The sequence below is a fragment of the Lentilactobacillus buchneri genome (genome assembly GCF_018314255.1).
GTDB classification, from domain to species: domain Bacteria; phylum Bacillota; class Bacilli; order Lactobacillales; family Lactobacillaceae; genus Lentilactobacillus; species Lentilactobacillus buchneri.
Genome location: NZ_CP073066.1, coordinates 733,732 through 751,001, shown reverse-complemented (window position 1 = coordinate 751,001; position 17,270 = coordinate 733,732). Strand labels below are relative to the sequence as shown.

At 46.2% G+C, this 17,270-nt stretch carries 16 protein-coding genes; 8 read left to right on the top strand and 8 right to left on the bottom strand.

What is annotated here, in order from left to right; genetic code table 11:
• Positions 1-32 precede the first annotated feature (32 nt).
• From KE627_RS03745 to spxB, 4 genes are all read right to left on the bottom strand, one after another.
• Positions 33-452: a hypothetical protein gene (locus KE627_RS03745; protein WP_013728693.1), complete on the bottom strand. Its 420-nt coding sequence runs from the start codon at positions 450-452 to the stop codon at positions 33-35.
• Positions 453-479: 27 nt separating this feature from the next.
• Positions 480-893 (bottom strand): hypothetical protein, encoded by a 414-nt coding sequence (locus KE627_RS03740; protein WP_013728692.1) that lies wholly within the window; start codon positions 891-893, stop codon positions 480-482.
• 215 nt (positions 894-1,108) lie between these two features.
• On the bottom strand, positions 1,109-1,939 hold the full coding sequence (locus tag KE627_RS03735; protein WP_056938975.1) for an FAD synthetase family protein: 831 nt from the start codon (positions 1,937-1,939) through the stop codon (positions 1,109-1,111).
• Positions 1,940-2,034: 95 nt separating this feature from the next.
• Positions 2,035-3,795 carry a pyruvate oxidase gene (gene spxB / locus KE627_RS03730; protein WP_056938976.1) on the bottom strand — a complete coding sequence of 587 codons (1,761 nt, stop codon included), beginning with the start codon at positions 3,793-3,795 and terminating at the stop codon, positions 2,035-2,037.
• Between the two features lie 203 nt (positions 3,796-3,998).
• Here spxB and KE627_RS03725 point away from each other — a divergent pair, with 203 nt between their 5' ends.
• Positions 3,999-4,403, top strand: a complete 405-nt coding sequence (locus KE627_RS03725) for a flavodoxin family protein (protein WP_013728689.1) — start codon at positions 3,999-4,001, stop codon at positions 4,401-4,403.
• 271 nt (positions 4,404-4,674) lie between these two features.
• Here KE627_RS03725 and KE627_RS03720 read toward each other — a convergent pair whose 3' ends face one another.
• A complete protein-coding gene (locus KE627_RS03720) occupies positions 4,675-5,808 on the bottom strand; it encodes an NAD(P)-dependent alcohol dehydrogenase (RefSeq protein WP_013728688.1) in 1,134 nt (377 codons plus the stop codon).
• A gap of 161 nt (positions 5,809-5,969) precedes the next feature.
• On the bottom strand, positions 5,970-7,178 hold the full coding sequence (locus KE627_RS03715; RefSeq protein WP_225424199.1) for a DUF389 domain-containing protein: 1,209 nt from the start codon (positions 7,176-7,178) through the stop codon (positions 5,970-5,972).
• A 201-nt stretch (positions 7,179-7,379) separates the two neighbouring features.
• Between KE627_RS03715 and recQ the strand changes: the two genes are divergently transcribed.
• Entirely contained in the window at positions 7,380-9,158 is a 1,779-nt protein-coding gene (recQ, locus tag KE627_RS03710) for a DNA helicase RecQ (RefSeq protein WP_013728686.1), read from the top strand.
• 118 nt (positions 9,159-9,276) lie between these two features.
• Here the strand turns inward: recQ and KE627_RS03705 are convergent, their stop codons facing one another.
• A complete protein-coding gene (locus KE627_RS03705; RefSeq protein WP_013728685.1) occupies positions 9,277-9,918 on the bottom strand; it encodes a cadmium resistance transporter in 642 nt (213 codons plus the stop codon).
• Positions 9,919-10,122: 204 nt separating this feature from the next.
• Between KE627_RS03705 and KE627_RS03700 the strand changes: the two genes are divergently transcribed.
• Complete coding sequence (locus KE627_RS03700; RefSeq protein WP_013728684.1) at positions 10,123-11,568, top strand: MFS transporter; 1,446 nt, start codon at positions 10,123-10,125, stop codon at positions 11,566-11,568.
• A gap of 16 nt (positions 11,569-11,584) precedes the next feature.
• Positions 11,585-12,922: an APC family permease gene (locus tag KE627_RS03695; RefSeq protein ID WP_056938978.1), complete on the top strand. Its 1,338-nt coding sequence runs from the start codon at positions 11,585-11,587 to the stop codon at positions 12,920-12,922.
• A 192-nt stretch (positions 12,923-13,114) separates the two neighbouring features.
• On the opposite strand, the gene KE627_RS03690 is transcribed toward KE627_RS03695, so the two are convergent.
• On the bottom strand, positions 13,115-13,948 hold the full coding sequence (locus tag KE627_RS03690) for a C40 family peptidase (protein ID WP_013728682.1): 834 nt from the start codon (positions 13,946-13,948) through the stop codon (positions 13,115-13,117).
• A 247-nt stretch (positions 13,949-14,195) separates the two neighbouring features.
• On the opposite strand from KE627_RS03690, the gene KE627_RS03685 reads away from it, so the two are divergent.
• From KE627_RS03685 to KE627_RS03670, 4 genes are read left to right on the top strand one after another with little or no spacing between them, the layout of a single operon-like run.
• Positions 14,196-14,798, top strand: a complete 603-nt coding sequence (locus tag KE627_RS03685) for a hypothetical protein (protein WP_013728681.1) — start codon at positions 14,196-14,198, stop codon at positions 14,796-14,798.
• Entirely contained in the window at positions 14,798-15,589 is a 792-nt protein-coding gene (locus KE627_RS03680) for an energy-coupling factor transporter transmembrane component T (RefSeq protein ID WP_173667599.1), read from the top strand. The genes KE627_RS03685 and KE627_RS03680 overlap by 1 nt, the downstream gene beginning before the upstream one ends.
• Positions 15,565-16,401 carry an ABC transporter ATP-binding protein gene (locus KE627_RS03675; RefSeq protein ID WP_013728679.1) on the top strand — a complete coding sequence of 279 codons (837 nt, stop codon included), beginning with the start codon at positions 15,565-15,567 and terminating at the stop codon, positions 16,399-16,401. The genes KE627_RS03680 and KE627_RS03675 overlap by 25 nt, the downstream gene beginning before the upstream one ends.
• Positions 16,388-17,188, top strand: a complete 801-nt coding sequence (locus tag KE627_RS03670) for an energy-coupling factor ABC transporter ATP-binding protein (RefSeq protein WP_056938980.1) — start codon at positions 16,388-16,390, stop codon at positions 17,186-17,188. The genes KE627_RS03675 and KE627_RS03670 overlap by 14 nt, the downstream gene beginning before the upstream one ends.
• Positions 17,189-17,270: the final 82 nt, after the last annotated feature.

Below are 17,270 nucleotides of genomic sequence, written 5' to 3'. Positions count from 1 at the left end.
GTAACTCCTCTTTCGTAACTATATTTTCATTGCTAATACCGATTAAATAAATGATGCCTACTTGAAAAATATGTGTGTCCATCCAGATGCATGTACATCCGATTATGGGAAATGCGTTTAATCGTGAGTCTGTGGATCTTGTGTTGATAACCATCGATAAAACGTCGAGCATGCAGCACGTAGGTGTTGTGGCTTACTTTGTGCCATTTGATATGGGTAAATAAATCGGGCATGCCACCGAAATACGTCGTTTCCAATGATTCCTTAGTAATAGAAACCTTATTGTAGTAAGCATGGTTGCCGTCGTGATTACTGGACTTTTGTTGCCATTTCCCCTGTAGCGCAGTTGGTGTTCCGGCATGCCAGGTCGCAGCACTGGTTGTACTTGTTTGATAACCGATGGCAAATAGGCAGACAAATACCATCGTAAGGATCATTTTAGTAAATTTCAATGGAATTCTTCCTTTCTTCACTGCAGATTAACGGTAGTAATGTTCTGGCAATCCACTTTTTGGCGTTTTCACTGTTAATAAGCGATGATTTTTCCATTTTATCCAACAGTGGGTTTTGAAACCGCCAGGTCCCATTCCTTTGAATTTGTACAGGTGATGACCAAGATATATGTACTTTGGTGACCAAATTGTCGGCAAACTGACATCAGCAGTACTACCGATTGCGTGAATTGTTGAAATAAGTTCATGCTTTCCAATTGCCATGGTGTTGTAATTACGGAAGCCGTATTGCCAAAAGACATTCGTTCGCCAATGCCCGCGTAAGGCAGTGGGCGTTCCGTGATGCCACTTGGCTGCTTGTACAGATTGATCCTGCAGAAACGCAGCTGAAGTACTAAACGAAAAAATTGCAAGTAATAATGCGATATGTTTTCTAATCATTTATTCTCCTTTTAGATTTAACTATAATTCTTTTATAAGAATAGTTAACAAATTAATTATATCTCTAAATTGACCTGTTGAACAAAAAAATTGATAACCATCCGGAATTATCGGCTTGGAGCTGATTGCTTCTAAAGTCTTTCAAAATGATGTTGATTTGCAAAAGCATCCCCACAGAGCTTAAGGCAACTTTGTGGGGATGTTTTTGAAATTGATTAATTAACCCAGCGAATCCACACTGGCAAGGAATTCACGTGGGGGAGGTGATCAAATCGTTTTCGGTTTAAGTAGATGACGCTTTGATCACCATTTCCGGAATGGACAACGTTCACAGGAACCTTGGCGATAGAATCCGCCACCCGAACCTCACACAAATACCGCCCGCTTTCCGGCAACTGCTGCAAACGGCTGGATGGATTAACGATCGATAACCCATTAGTTTGGGCATGAATCAATTTCCCAGTGGTTTCGTAGGGATGACCCAGTAAGCGTGTCGCCTCTTGAATATTGCCGTCGCGGACCAAATGGCGAATTCGCGTCGAACTGATTTTTAGTTGGTCACTGGCCAATTCGTTGACGGTGACCGTTTTGACCTTACCGCCACTGATTTTGGCCAGTGAATCGATGGTCGTTGTCCCACCACGGCCAAATGTGTAGTCAAAGCCGGCGACAACGACTTTGGCATTTAACCCAATCACGTATTGGTCTACAAAGTGCTTTGGTGATAAGGCCGCGAATTGTTTGGTGAAGTCGATGACGTACAGAATATCCGCGTGGGTGGCCCGCACCAGTTCAATTTTCTGTTTCAGGGTGGTTAGATATCTGAAACTGGCGGTTTGACTATGATTAAACACTCTGGAGGCATGTCGATTGAAGGTCATGACCGCTAGTTGATAACCCTTTTGGCTGGCAATTTTTCGCGCAGTTGCGATGACTTTCTGGTGACCTTTGTGTACGCCGTCAAAAAAGCCTAGCGCCAAGACAATTGGGGTGGGGGAGCTGGACATATTTGATTGAGAATGTTGATTCAAGTAAACGACTTTCATCGCTGGCACTCCTTACTACCTACTTTTCTATGTAGTGCAAAGGCCGGAAACAAAAGCGCTTGTTTCCGGCCTTTGATCTTCTTTCACAACGATTATCAGTTGGTTTGAAGCTGATGGTTCTCGGCTTCTTTCAAGAAGTAGCTCAATGGTTTCAAATCTTGTGCCTGGTACTTCTTGACGTATTCGGCAACTTTGTCCTTATCCTGCCATGAAGTGTCCAGGAACATGTGCTGAGTTGTCAATGGCATCTCGTGGGTTAATTTAACGTCAATGACCACTGGTTTATCAGTGTTTTCAGCATCTTTGAGGGCTTTTTGCATATCTTCCTTGGTGTGAACGGTGTAACTGACGGCGCCCATTCCCTTGGTGACTTCAGCCCAATTAGTGTCAGGCAAATCAACACCGGATAATGGCTGATGAGTATCGTCAGTCTGCTCCGCTTCGATAAAGCCAAGCGTTTCGTTGGTGAAGATGATGTTGACGATGTGCAGGCCATATTTGACTTGGGTCATGACTTCTTCCATCAGCATTGCAAAGCCGCCATCACCGCTGAGGCTGTAGACGTCACGGTCTGGATACTCAAGCTTGGCAGCGATTGATGCTGGCAGGGCAAAGCCCATGGTTGCGTAAATGCCTGAGGTTGCCCATTTCTGGTCGTCGTGCATGTTGATCAGCCGGTCGAAGTTGATGTCAACGTTGCCGACATCAACAGCGAAGACTGCTTTGTTGGAGGCAGTTTGATTCAAGACATCGAAGATTGGTTCTGGACGGACCGGCATTTGATCGGAATCTTTGAAGCTGTCCAACCAGCTGTTCCAGTTTTCTTTATCGGCAAGGCAAGCCTGATAGAATGCTGAAGGCTGACGGGTTTCGCCGGCTTCAAGAATGGCATCCAAGGCAACTTTTGAATCGGCCAACATTGAAACATCGTTGTGCCGACGCTCACCGAGTTTTTCACTTTGAATATCAATTTGAATGACTTTAGCGTGTTTGTTGAACAAGAAGATGCTGAATGGGACGTTGTTGCCGACCCACAGAATCAAGTCGGTGCTGAATCCGGCCTCTGAACCGGCCTTTGGCGCAACCCGGCCGGTTGATCCAAGATAGGCTGGATAGTCGTCTGGGAGAATTCCTTTGGCTAAGAATGATGAAACCAATGGCATCTTGAATTTTTCGGAAGCTTCCTTCAATTCGTCGGCAGCATCCTTGGCACCAATCCCGAAGTAAATCATTGGTGATTTAGCTTCTTTAATTAATTTAACGGCTTCTTCAACGTCTTCTGGACGAGGGCTTGGATAGACAGGTGTTTGATGCGACTTGACGTTTGGTTGATACGTATCGTTAATTTGAGCCCAGCCAAGGTCCTTTGGAATCGTTAAGACTGCAACACCGTGTTTCATGTAGGCTTGACGGATGGCTTCGTCAGTCATTCGCGGCAATGCATCTGCAGTCATGGCAGTGCGGTTCCAAACAGCAACATCATCAAAAATCGGCTCTTCATCCATTGCTTGGAAGAAGTCCATGTTCATGCTGCCGGTTGGTACTTGCGCAACTAAAGCAACAACGGGAACGCCGTCACTTTTTGCGTCATACAGGCCGTTGAGCAGATGAACAGCGCCTGGACCAGCTGATCCGAAACAAACGCCGACTTTGCCAGTCAACTTGGCAGTTGCGGCAGCAGCGATTGCGCCAGCTTCTTCATGACGAACCTGTACATAATTAATCTGTTTCTTTTGGTTGTGAATCGCATTCATGGTCGAGTCAAATGAGCCACCTGGCAGGCCGTAGATGTTCTTAACACCCCATTGTTCGAGCACCTTAAGAACAGCATCTGAACCACTAATTGTTTCAACCATAAATAAATAACCCCCTTAAAAATTTTTGATTCATATTTTTTCCTCACTTACTCGAGTATAGTGCGTCCTTAATCAAATGTAAACGCTTTAAATTGAACTTTATAATTATTTCATTTTAGAGAATAAATGCGGATAGAACGCGATTCTTATTTGAAAGAAAGCGGATACAGAACTATAATCGAAAATGTGAGGAGATGCACAATATGGATGCAATTAGATATTATTCACGAACGGGGAATACTGAAAAACTTGCGAACATGTTAGGCAATCAATTGAAGATCGAGGCGAAATCGATTGATACACCGCTGACCGGAACGGTTGACCGACTGTATTTAGGTGGGGGAATTTATAACCTGAACGTCGATGAACGCTTGAAACAATTTGCCCGCAATCTGGATCCAAAGCAGGTCAAAGAGGTCTTTTTGTTTGGCACATCTGGCAGTCTATTCACAGTGGGCAAGCAATTGACCAAGATTTTGGATCAAAAGCACATCAAAGTTGCCAAGGATCATTTGTACCTTCATGGCTTGATGCCGAAGATGGGCAATATTAATCAGCATCAGCAGGCTGAGATCAAGGGATTTGCCAAAGAAACGGTTACTGAATAAGGCTATGGACTGGCAACTTCGAATCCTTCCGCGGACAGTTGCCCGCCAGTTACCAGGACTACCTCAGACTGGCGGTGACGGTTGGTAGGCCAAAGCGATATTAATTGTTGTCAGCCTACTCAATGGATTAGTTGGAATTGGCAAATTTATCCAACGTAAGCTCAAAAATTAAATCAAATGAATCAATAAAGGCGATTCCCACAGCTAGTTAGCTGTTGAGAACCGCCTTTCTCATTTGGATGTCAAAATGTCGTTAATAATACAAATCAATTTATTCACCCGGTACGTAGTCCTGGTCAATCACCATGACCGGTTTGATAACCGAGCCGTCATTTGAAGCTTGGTTGGCTTCGTTGACTTGATCAAAGGTGTAGAATTTTTCCAGCTTATCAAATGGGAATTCGCCTGCCTGCCAGAAATCGATTAAAGTCTGAATCCCGATTTGTGGAATCGCATCGCCCATCAGCACGCCGTCAACGTGTTTTTGCAGCGCAGTGATTTCATTCCATGGCATGAATTCCAATGTCTTGGCAGTAACGGCGATTGGAGCCAGATGACCGCCGGATGCCAAAGCAGTGATGGCTTGGTGCATAATAGCTGAAATTCCAGTGGTATCAATTGCAAAGTCAACACCTTCACCATTGGTGATTTCATGCACTTTATCAACCCAGTCTTCGTTCAGACTGTTGATTGTATCGGTAGCGCCAAGTTCTTTAGCCATTTCCAAACGTGAATCGTGGATATCGACACAGATGATCTTTGAGCAGCCCTTAATCTTGGCAGCCATCAAAGCAGCGGAACCCACAGCACCGGTTCCGACAATCGCAATCGTTGTGCCTTCTTTAGGGTTTAAGCCGTTAAATACGGTCCCAGATCCGGTTACAAAGCCACAGCCGAGAGGGCCCACTTTACGTAAGTCAATATCTTTATCGATCACCGTAATGTTTCGTTCTTGAACCAATGTTTCGGTGGTAAATGAGGATTGGTTAAAGAAATTATGAATTGGTGAACCATCTTCACGGGTAAAGGCGACTGATCCATCGGGACGAACGCCCGCAAAATTCAGCTTCCCCCAGTTAATACATGAAGATGGGTGACCGGTTAAGCAGTGACGACAAGTCCCATCGTAATCGTATGAGAGAATGACGTGGTCGCCTTCTTTAACGGTGGTAACTGACGAACCAACTTTTTCGACAATTCCGGCACCTTCATGACCCACAACCCCAGGGTATGCGTAGTCGCCGGCAGACCCATTACGAACCGCTTCATCAGAGTGACAAATCCCACTTGCAACAATATGCACCAATACTTCATGTGCTTTTGGCTGATCGTCGACTTCAAGTGTTTCCAACTTGAACGGTGCATTTAATTCTTCGATCACCGCACCAGTAATTTGTCGTGACATAACAAAAACTCCTTTCGAAAATAACTCGACCGTCTCTAATCAATTCGTGTAAGCCCTTCCATACGCGAAGAATACTACGAATTTTATGCGCGTACAAGGAAGATAACTTATTATTTTATGCACAAGCCAAGTTGATAATCAAAGAATCATACATTGTGACTTTAATCACCCTGTTGGGAAGGAGTCATCATGCGAACGACGGCATTAACATTGTTATTAGCGGCAGTCTTTGTGGCAGCCTTCTCAATCTCAGTCGCTTTTCCTTTGCCGTTATCCGAGAGCTGAATGGCAATCAGGGAAATCGTGTGATTGGCTTTGTCTTGAACTTGGCCAACAAAAATATTGCTGATTTGTTTGGGATATTTTTTGACGATGTCATTTTGGACATTGGTCAATGAGGCATTGTCGGCTGAATTGGTGTTGGTTTGAATTGTGTCATTAGTGTCTGATTGCTTCATATAATCTTGAAATTCTTTGGGTGTGATGTAATTTCCTTTGGTGAGCTGTGTCAACGATAACTGGTAATCACCGAGATGATACTGCTTCAGTGACTGCTGTAGTTGCTCGACTTGGCTGGCAGACAAGCGTTGGCCGATGACCGAGATTTGAATATTTTTGCCGTCAACGTTTTGTTTGGCAATGTATTGATTGCTGAGCTTCTCGTTGATAAATTGTGATAATTGCGTGTCGACAAATGAATTGTGGACGATCGTGTAAGCTGAGATTGAGCTGGGAATGACAATGATAATCGAAATGATGACGATCAGAACTTGTTGGCGCAATGATACATTCAGCCGTTCACCGCTACGGATGCGGAAAAAGATGGTCCCGGCTGCCGTTGCCAGGGCGATGAAAAAGGCGTTAATCAAAAATAAGTAGCCCGCTCCCAAAATAAATGAAGCGTTGAGATGACTAATCCCATACCCAACCGTACATAGCGGCGGCATTAAGGCCGTGGCAATGGCAACCCCGGGGACGACGTTGCCACCATCTTTTTTAGCAGAACTGATGACGCCGGCAAAACCGCCAAAAAAAGCAATTAAAACGTCCCAGAGAGTGGGTTCGGTTCGGGCGAGCAGTTGGGCACTGGCGGTATTTAATGGCAAAATGAAAAAGTAAATGGTTGCACCGATGATCCCGATGGTTACCTGGATCAAAAAGAGTCTCGCCGCTTTTGATAATAGCTTTGGATTGCTATTTCCCAAGCCGTAGCCGATCCCGACAATTGGCGCCATTAATGGCGAGATCAGCATCGCTCCGATGACGACGGGCGCGGAATCAACGTTGAGGCCGATACAGGCAATGATGATGGCACAGAAAAGGATTGCTTGCGTTGACCAGGTAAAATTCAAATCTTTTTGGACATTCATATTTAAAGTTTTTGTGGAAATTTGCTGCATAATCATCACCCATTTCTATTAGTATTCCTTTTTTAGAATAGCATAAGCAAACGCTTCTCTCATGGATTTTGTCGCCGGTTGTTAACTTCGATCCCCGGATGGTTGAAGACATGGGGCTGATTTTTTCGTATACTATAGTATGTGACTAATTCGAAAAGAGGACTGAACAGGTTGACGCCCGAAAAACTATTAAAAACTAAATTTGGCTATGACAGCTTTCGCCCTGGACAGCAGACCGTCATTAACGACATTTTGGCCCATCAAAACGTCTTGACCATCATGCCGACCGGCGGCGGGAAATCGCTGTGTTATCAGATTCCGGCAATGTTAGAAGATGGCCTGACCCTCGTGGTTTCGCCACTGATTGCCTTGATGAAAGACCAAGTAGACGCGCTGAACGAAACGGGCATTCCGGCAACGTTTATTAACAGTAGCCTGGATTTTGACGAAATCGACGAGCGCTTTCAGCAGGCTCGAGACGGTGAGGTTAAGCTGCTGTATGTTTCTCCTGAACGCTTGGATTCCGGGGCGTTTAACCGCTTGGCCAACCTGCCGATTGATTTGGTAGCGGTCGACGAAGCCCACTGTATTTCTCAATGGGGGCACGACTTTCGGCCAAGTTATTTGGCATTGACCGAACGGCTTCATGACTTGCCAACCAAGCCGACGATCGTTGCGCTGACGGCGACGGCAACACCGCAAGTTGCCGACGACATTAAGCAGCGTCTGCACATTAAAGAAGAAGTCAAGACGGGTTTTGCCCGAGACAACTTGGCTTTTAAAGTGATTCAGAACCAAGACAGCGACAAATATATGCTGGATTATTTGAAATTAAACGCCGCTGAATCCGGCATCATCTATGCCAGCACCAGAAAAGAAGTTGAGCGGGTCACGAAGCTTTTGTCCAAGCACAAATTCTCGGTGACTATGTATCACGGCGGCATGACCAAGGAGCAACGCCGAAAAAATCAGGACGATTTTCTTTATGATCGCGCCTTGGTGATGGTCGCTACCAACGCCTTTGGAATGGGGATTGACAAGAGCAACGTTCGGTTCGTAATTCATGATTCGGTTCCTGGTAGTTTGGAAGAATATTACCAGGAAGCTGGTCGGGCTGGTCGAGACGGATTGCCCAGTGAAGCGATTTTGCTGTTCAAATTAAAAGACGTTCAGACTCAGCATTTCTTTATTGATCAATCTGAACGTGACGAGCAAAGTAAGCATCAAGCCTACAAAAAACTTCAGATTATGACGCAGTATGCCAATACTCAGCAATGCCTGCAGCAGTTTATTTTGAACTATTTTGGTGAGAAGGACGGCCAACCCTGCGGCCGCTGCAGCAACTGTCTTGATACCCGCGAATCCCAGGATATTACCGTGGACACCCAGAAGGTTTTATCGTGTGTTCTTCGGATGAAGGAACGGTTCGGTAAAAGCCTAGTGGCTCAAGTACTGACCGGCTCCAAAGTGCAAAAGGTGAAAGCTTTTCATTTCAATCAGCTCTCCACGTACGGCATTATGAAGGGTGATTCGCAGAAAAATGTGGTTTCATTAATCGACTACCTGACCGCCGGGGGTTACCTGGTGGCTTCCGGTGGCCAATTCCCCGTGTTAAAGGTGACTGCCAAAGGTGCCGCCGTGCTCCAAGGTGAGACGAAGGTCACTCGAAAAATCTCGGTTAAGGCCACTAAGAGTGTCGCTGAAAATGACGATTTATTTGAAGCCTTGAGACAACTCCGCCGTGAATTGGCTGAGAAGCAGGGAGTACCACCATTTGTCATCTTCTCTGATAAGACGCTTCATGAAATGAGTGCCGTGATGCCGACGACTGACTCACAGATGCTGGATGTTAAGGGTGTTGGCGAGAGCAAGCTGGAGAAATACGGTGAGCAGTTTATGGACGTGATTTTGAATTATCAAGCTGAACCGAAAGTTGGGACCGAAGTTTGATGGTACCCGCAGATGATTGATATCAGCTAAATCATTAAATTTTATAAGAAATGGGCCTTCACCTGAATTTTGAAATTCGGATGAAGGCCCATTTTTAATTAGTCAATTAGCACCTGTTTTACCCAAGGACCCCACTTTCTATGAGCACATAAACCCCAATCGCGATGAAAATTATCGGGATCAGGATTTGCTTTGAGTGCTCCAATTTATCCTTGATGATCGGCAGGTTAGCGATTTGATAGCCGATATAACACCAAAGGCCTGTCATCAGCGAGAAGACCAAAACGGTGATTCCCAACTCGGCCACGGTATATTCCGTGAAGAGGGGAATATAGACGGTTAGGTTCCCGGCACCGTTGGAGATTGTTATTAATGAAACGGCTAAAATCTCTGGCTTGAATAGTTTTCGCAACCCAGATTTGTGCCGTTCAACTTTCAGCTCTTGGTTGAGCTTGGTTTTAACGTGAGCTGTCTCATGAGTTTCGATCAATTGATGTCGATACTGAAGCCATTTGCGGATCCCTAAAACAATTGGGACCACTCCGAGCCAGCCGACTTGTTCTGTTGGCAGAAAACTGAGCCCATATGCCGCCAACACGCTGACCAGCACTAAAATTTCAAATCCAATGAATTGGCCGATAACGATATCTCGGCGCCTCAAAGAAGCATCAACTTGTGAAAACCAGACTGCCAGGACAAAGGTATCGTCGATGTTGGTCCCAATAAATGAGAGGATGCTGGTCATAATCGTTGTGAGCATGGGTTCACCTCCGAATGACTGCTGTTAGTATCAGTATAACTGATTCATTGAGGTGAAAGTGATAATGGGTGTTTTTAATGACCCCAGTGACACGTTGAATGCAATTGTTTTGAACTCTCCGATCCTCAACAAAAAAAGTCGTCAGAGCCAAAATTTTTCCTGCATAGTGTTATAAATGATACTGAAAGCTAGAGGAGGGGTATTATGGCTGATAACACGACAAGCAGGGGAAAGAATTATTCAATTATTGCGGTGTTGGGGATGTTCTCATTTCTAACGGCCTTGTCCGGCTCCAGTACGAACCTGGCGATCCCTAAAATTGCGATTGACATGGACATTTCCAGTAGTATGGCGACGTGGATCGTTCAAATCGGTTTGATTACGACAGCCATTCTGTTGGTGATGTTTGGCCACATCGGCGACATCTTATCAAAAAATGTGGTCTTTTTAGCTGGGGGGATTGGCTTCTTGATCGGGTCGGCGATTACCGGCTTTGCGCCGAACTTTCCGATTATTTTATTTGGCCGGGTGATTCAAGCGATTGGATCGGCGATGATTATGGCCAACTCAATGGGGATTGTCACTCAGTATTTTCCTGATAAACGGCGGGCAGAAGCTTTAGCCGTCATTTCGATGTTCATTTCGGTTGGCTCAATTTCCGGGCCCGGGATTGGCGGCCTGATTATTTCAGCTTCCAGCTGGCGGTGGATCTATTGGATTAACGTTCCTTTGGGGATTGTCATTCTATGGCTTGGTTTCAAGTTTTTGCCGATTCCCAAAGAATCTTGGGCGCATGTTCGCCGGGTCACTCAGGGCGCCAACTGGACCGGGCAGAATTTATTTACCCTTGGAATCATTATCTTCTTCTTGAGCGGTTCATTCTTTCAAGCCGGCCGTTCCAAACTATTGACGGGGATTATCTTCTTCGCCGTTGGCGGGGTTATTGCACTGTATGCGTTTATTCAAGATGATAAGGCCAACCTGCCGTGGATTGCGCCGGAAGTCATTCATAACCGGGGCTTCATGACGTCGATTACAGCATTGGCGCTGGTTATGCTGGTTAATTCAGTTTCAAACATTTTACTGCCATTTTATTTTCAAAGTTATAACGGCATGAGTGCCTTTTACAGCGGGCTGATTATCATGTTGCAGTCGGTGACGATGCTTTGCACGACGCCATTTGCCGGCTATCTTGCCGACCGGATCAACCGGGAGTTAATGACCGTTGTCGGGTTGTTGATTTTGATGATTTCTCAAGTCGGTTACGCATTCTTCCCGAATAACTTGGATATGTGGAAAATTATCCCACCGATCATCTTAAACGGGATTGGCATGGCTATCTTCCTGTCGCCCAACAACGCTTTAACGATGGGATTGGTTGACAAATCACTCTCCGGGATTGCCGGATCATTGAATTCGTTTGCCCGAACCTTGGGGATGACAATTGGGATTAGCTTTGGGTCATCTTTGCTGTTCTTCCAGCTGCCAGGGGTTAAACGAGTCACGGCCAGTGTCGGCTTACCATTTATTCATGCATTTGCCAACGTCTTTTGGACAGCAACCGTCATTTCCGCGGTGGCATTAGTGATCGTTTTGGTTCGTTACCTCGGATCGCGCAGAAAACCGGCAGCTGCTAAGGAATCTGCTTAGAAGGGGAGGCTGTCACATGGCACGTTCAAAGATCAAACCACTGAGTTTTTTGAGCGTCTTTTTACTGGGTGTTGACGGAATTGTCGGCTCAGGGATCTTTTTGATGCCCAGCCGGGTGTACGCCAAAGTCGGTGACTTAAGCGCCGGATTGATGATGCTGGCAGGCATCTCGGTGCTCATGATTGCGCTGTGTTTCGCCAACCTGGCCAGCAAAATTCCTGGGGATGGTGGTGCTTGGCTGTACACTTACACGGCCTTTGGTCGCTTTGCCGGATTTGAAATTGGTATTTTTACGTGGCTATTGGGTGTTATTACCATGGCCACTGAAATCTCAGCATTTGTAACCAGCCTGCGCAGTGTGTTTCCCAGCCTCAACCAGCATGGCAATTATCTGATGGCGGCACTGGGAATTTTGGCAGTCTTGACGATTCTTAACTTGTTTGGACCCAGTTTGATGGATTGGGTCGATAATATCTCGACGGTCGCCAAGATTGGTGTTTTGGTCCTTTTTGTCGGGATGGGGCTGTTCTTTATTCATCCGGCAAATTACGCCAATGTGAGTGCTGGGATGTCAAACGGTTCGTCATTATTCGGTCGAATTAATACCGGCTTTGGAATGGTCTTTTATATGTTCACTGGTTTTTCATTTTTGCCGATCGCTGCTTCCAAGATGGATCATCCCGAAAAGACACTTCCTAAAGCGCTGATCAGCGTGCTGTTGACGTCGGCAACTTTGTACATGATTGTCCAGTTGACGGCGATTGGCGTGTCTGGCAGTAGTTTAGCCAACGACAACGTGCCGATTGCCGCATCTTTTTACCGCTTGGCCGGCACAGTTGGGTATGATTTGGCACTGGTCGGAATGCTGATTTCCATTCTGGGTGTTGCCTTGTCGGTCTCATTTTCGACGCCGACGATTGCCAGTTCACTGGCGTCGGAACACCAATTGCTGCCGCGAGTGCTGGGCAGGCAGAATAAACGCGGTGTGCCAATCGTGTCCTTGTTGCTGTCCTGCGGGCTTTGTGCATTGATGCTATTTTCAGGAAATTATTTGTTCTTAGCCTCAGCTATCGTATTTACGTCATTTGTGCAGTATGTCCCAACCATTTTAGCGGCGATTAAATTGCGCAACCACACCAAACTGCCGCTGGGGTTCCGACTGCGAGGTGGCAACTTGATTCCGATTATCGCCTTGTTGGTTACTGCTTATTTGATTTTCAGTTTCTCACTGGAGTTGATCATTGCCGGTGTCCTGGTCTTTTTACTGAGTGCCGTGTGGTACTTTTATGATGACCGAGATCGCCAGGCAAAGGGGTTGCGAAGGGATATTGCGGAAGTGGATAAAGTATTTTAGTGTGGAAAAATCAGCGTTTAGCTTCCAGAATATAAAGGGGAGTAGCCAAGCATCCAGGTCTTGGATGCTTGGCTACTCCCCCTTATATGGCCGGAAGCTGCTGATTTTTCCACGATTCGGCAAGGGTAATCTCCAGAAACCAAAAAGGGCCCCTGAGCAAAACATCAAATTTTGCCAAGCACCCTTAATTTCTCATTCAATCCGCCGAACGGTCCCATTGGCTTCATTCCGCCACCCCGGGGCATTCAAGGTTGAAATCCCCACGCCACCAGTATCTGATTGCCCGTGGTCGTGTAAGAATAGATGGTCCCCAAGGTAAATGGCAACGTGCGAGTTGACCTGACCACGTGAATTGGTGAAGAAGAACAGATCACCGCGTTTCATATTTTGAAATTTAACCGGACGCCCCATTGTGACCAAGGTGTATGTCGTGACGCTATCCAGATTGCCAAGGGTGACGCCAGCCTTACTGAAGCAGTAGCGGACAAATGATGAACAATCGAACTTGTGATTTTTGATGTCACTCAAGTTGCGACCGCCACCGTAATCGTATTTGGATTTGCCGACAAGTTTGAGTCCGGCATCGATCGCGGCCTCAATTTTGGGGTTGTTGCCTTTCAGTTTGTTGAGGTTCCGAAACACCACGCTTTGTGCGCTCACCCAGTAAGTATGTCCATTTTGGGCGAAAGAAATATAACCTTCAGCGCGCCGGTGATTCAGATCGGCCCGTTTTTGACCAACAATTCTCCGAGTCAGATGATTGGATGTGACGGTTCCTAGATATTTTGATCCTTTAGTGCCGGCTGGCGCCGAGTATAGTTTGGCGTTTGAGTGGATAATCCGCAGGTCATAAGGATATTTGTATGATTCAAAAATCTGATTAGGAAAGACTTCTTCCTTAACAGCAGTGACGGCGGTTGGCGTCTTATCTGGACTAAGGGTGGCTTTGATAAAAATCACCCCGACAATTGCGATCACGGCTAATAGACTAATAGTTATCAATAATTTGCGATGACGATGTAGCATAATTTCCCCCCGATGATTGTTAATAATTTTATTATGGGCATATTGAAATGTCCATGGGCCAATCAGTCGATAGTTTATGGGTTTCTTAACCGTTTTGAGCACAACTTGGCCAGAAAATGAGTAGGCGCTTTCTTGACATTTTAGCTGAAACTTGTACAATAAGTGCCAAGTCGAGTTAAAAGTATCTTTTACTTTTACTTAAAAGTAGAAGATACTTTTATGATAATCAAAATCAAAGGAGAAGATTATGAAAACAGAACCGATTCATCGTACCAGTATGTGGAAATTTAAGTTAAGTGCTGCCACCATGACTTTGATTCCCGCTGCTGTGGGGATTAACTATGTTGCCAAAGCATTGGCTGAGGGGTTAAAGCTGCCTGTCTGGCTGGGGTCTTTGGGAACTTTTCTTGCCAGCATGTTGGCTGGGCCGGTTGCCGGTGCCATCAGTGGTTTCATCAACAACGTGATCTATGGGTTGACCTTATCGCCAATTTCAACCGTGTATGCGATTACCAGCATCGGAATTGGGATTGCTGTCGGAGTTTTGCACGCCAATGGGTGGTTCTCGTCAGCACGCCGGGTATTTGTTTCTGCTATTATTATTGCCATTGTTTCAGCTGTCATTTCAACGCCACTCAATGTCATCTTTTGGGGTGGTCAGACCGGGATCGCTTGGGGTGACTCATTATTTGCGGTAATGGTCGCCAATCATGCACCAGTGTGGTTGGCCTCATTTACCGATGAGTTTGTCTTGGATATTTTGGACAAAGTCTGCGTGGCTTACCTGGCATTCTTTATCTATCGTCAGCTGCCGCAGCGGATGGTGAACTTTTTTAGGGATGATAAATGATGACTGATCAAACATTGATTTCTGGAGCACCACGGGTCAAGCTCAAGTGGTACCAGGTGATCGATCCGATTACTAAGCTCTTGTTCATCTTGGACATGACGTTGTTGAGTTTTGCCAGTACGAATTTATTGCTTCAGGCCGGACTGATTCTTGTCGCAACACTGCTATTGTTATTTTCCAAATTGAGTTCGACCACATTTAAGGCACTGGGATTCAGCCTGTTTTTGATTGGTACCATGCTGATCATCCAAGGGTTGTTTTACAGTCGGAATCAAACGGTGCTGTTTTCTGTGCTTGGGGTGTCCTTTTACAAAGAAGGCTTAATTTACGCTACCACTCTCGGTTGTCGAGTATTGGTGATTATTTTGACCAGTGGCTTTTTCATGTTGACCACGAGTATTTCAGAAAACGCTGCCTATTTGGAGCTGTCTGGATTGTCTTATAAAACCGTCTACGTTTTGATGTCGGTGTGTTATATTTTGCCGGAAATGATGCGCAATATGCGGAAAATCCAGCAGGCTCAAAAAGTTCGCGGAACCAATCCGCAAAAAACGTTGATTCAGAAATTAAAGTCAGTCCTGCCGGTGCTGATTCCATTGGTGATTAAGACCTTGGATCAATCGATGGCACGGTCGATTTCCCTCCAGCTCAGAGGTTTTGATAATCCCAACCGGACTGTCAGAACCTCCCAGCGCGTGTATCGCCTGTCACGGACGTTCCACATTGTTTTGACTGGATTGGCAATTTTATTGATTGGGTGGAAGATATGGACGAAGATAAACGGATTGTAATTGAAAATTTGACCACCCGTTATCCGGGTACTGAGCAACCACAACTGCGTCAGATTAACGCGCAGGTTCGGTCGGGCCAGGTGGTTGGGATTATTGGGAACAGCCACTCCGGCAAATCGACTTTGTGCCGTGTGCTGGCAGGGGTCATTCCCAAGATTGTTTCGGCCGATATTGAGGGCGACTGGCACATGTTTGGCCAGCGAGTGTCTGATAATTGGCCCGCATATAATGCCATGACTGGAGTTGTGCTGCAAAATCCAGCTGGCCAACTAAGTGGGTTGGCAGACACGGTTGCCGATGAAATCGCCTTTGACTTGATTAATCAGGGAATGGCTGAAGGACTGATTCAAAAACGGGTTGAAGAAGTTGCCACGCAAATGGGGCTGATTGAACAGTTGAATTTATCTCCCGAGAGCCTTTCCGGCGGTCAGATCCAGCGGTTGGCGATTGCCACGGCGATTGCCGCTAATCCGGCTGTTTTGATTATGGATGATCCGACCAGTGAGATGGATCCCTTTGGCCGCCGGCAATTTTTCCAATGGCTGGGCCAAGTCAAAGACACGACTGTCTTCATTGTCACCAGTGAAATTGACGACCTGTGCGAAGTTGCCGACGTTGTGTGGGTGTTGAACGAGGGTCAACTGGTAGCTCAGGGCAGGCCGGGTGAGGTGTTTAATCATTTGGCAGCTGACTGGCAGATTCCAGCTCCGACAATTCAGCAACTTGCTCAAAAAATGGATTGGCACTTGGCTGACGGCCGGTATCCGGTAAATGACGCTGAGCTAAAGGAGGCCCGATATGTCCACAATTGAACTGAATCACCTGACGTTCACCTATCCGGAACGGTCCTTTAGCTTGGATGTTGAAGACGAGCACTTCGCCGATCCGATGGTGGCAATTGTCGGCCAAAATGGTGCCGGCAAATCAACGCTCTTCAAATTGTTGACGGGATTACTGACACCACAAACCGGTGTGATTAAGATCGATGGAGAAGACTTTAACGATCTCAAACCAGTCGAAAAGTTACAAAAGGTTGGGATTACTTTTCAGAATCCTGACGATCAGCTTTTCAACCCGACGGTTCAACGAGAGGTGGAGTGGAGTGTCGCGCAGGTCATGGATGACCACGACACGATTACGAGGCGGGCTTTAGAAGCTCTGAAAAGAGTTGGCTTGGATGATCAAACAGCTGAAAATTCATATGATCTGTCGTTGTCTGAACGCAAGCTGTTGAGCGTTGCGACAGTTTTGGCAGTGGATCCGGCGATCTATTTATTTGATGAGCCGATGATGTCACTTGACTGGGAAAGCCGGCGCAAGTTGACCGCAATTTTCCATCAGTTGGCTAATTCGGGCCACCAAGTTGTGACCATCACCCATGACATGGATTGGGTCGCCGCCGAGTTTGAGTCGGTGTATGTCATGGAGCACGGGAAGTTTGGCTTCGCCGGCAGTCCACGGGAATTGTTCAGCGATCACGAACTTGTCCAGCGAGTGGGATTACTACCACCGCGCATTATGGCCGTAGCGGAGTCGCTGGGTGATTCACGGCCATATTTATCCGTTAATGATTATTGGCAGAAAAATCGAGATATATAGAAAAAGTCACCTCTGTGGGGTTTCCAAGGTTGAAGGATGAACTTCAGCTCATGGCAAGAACTCACATGGGTGACTTTTGTGT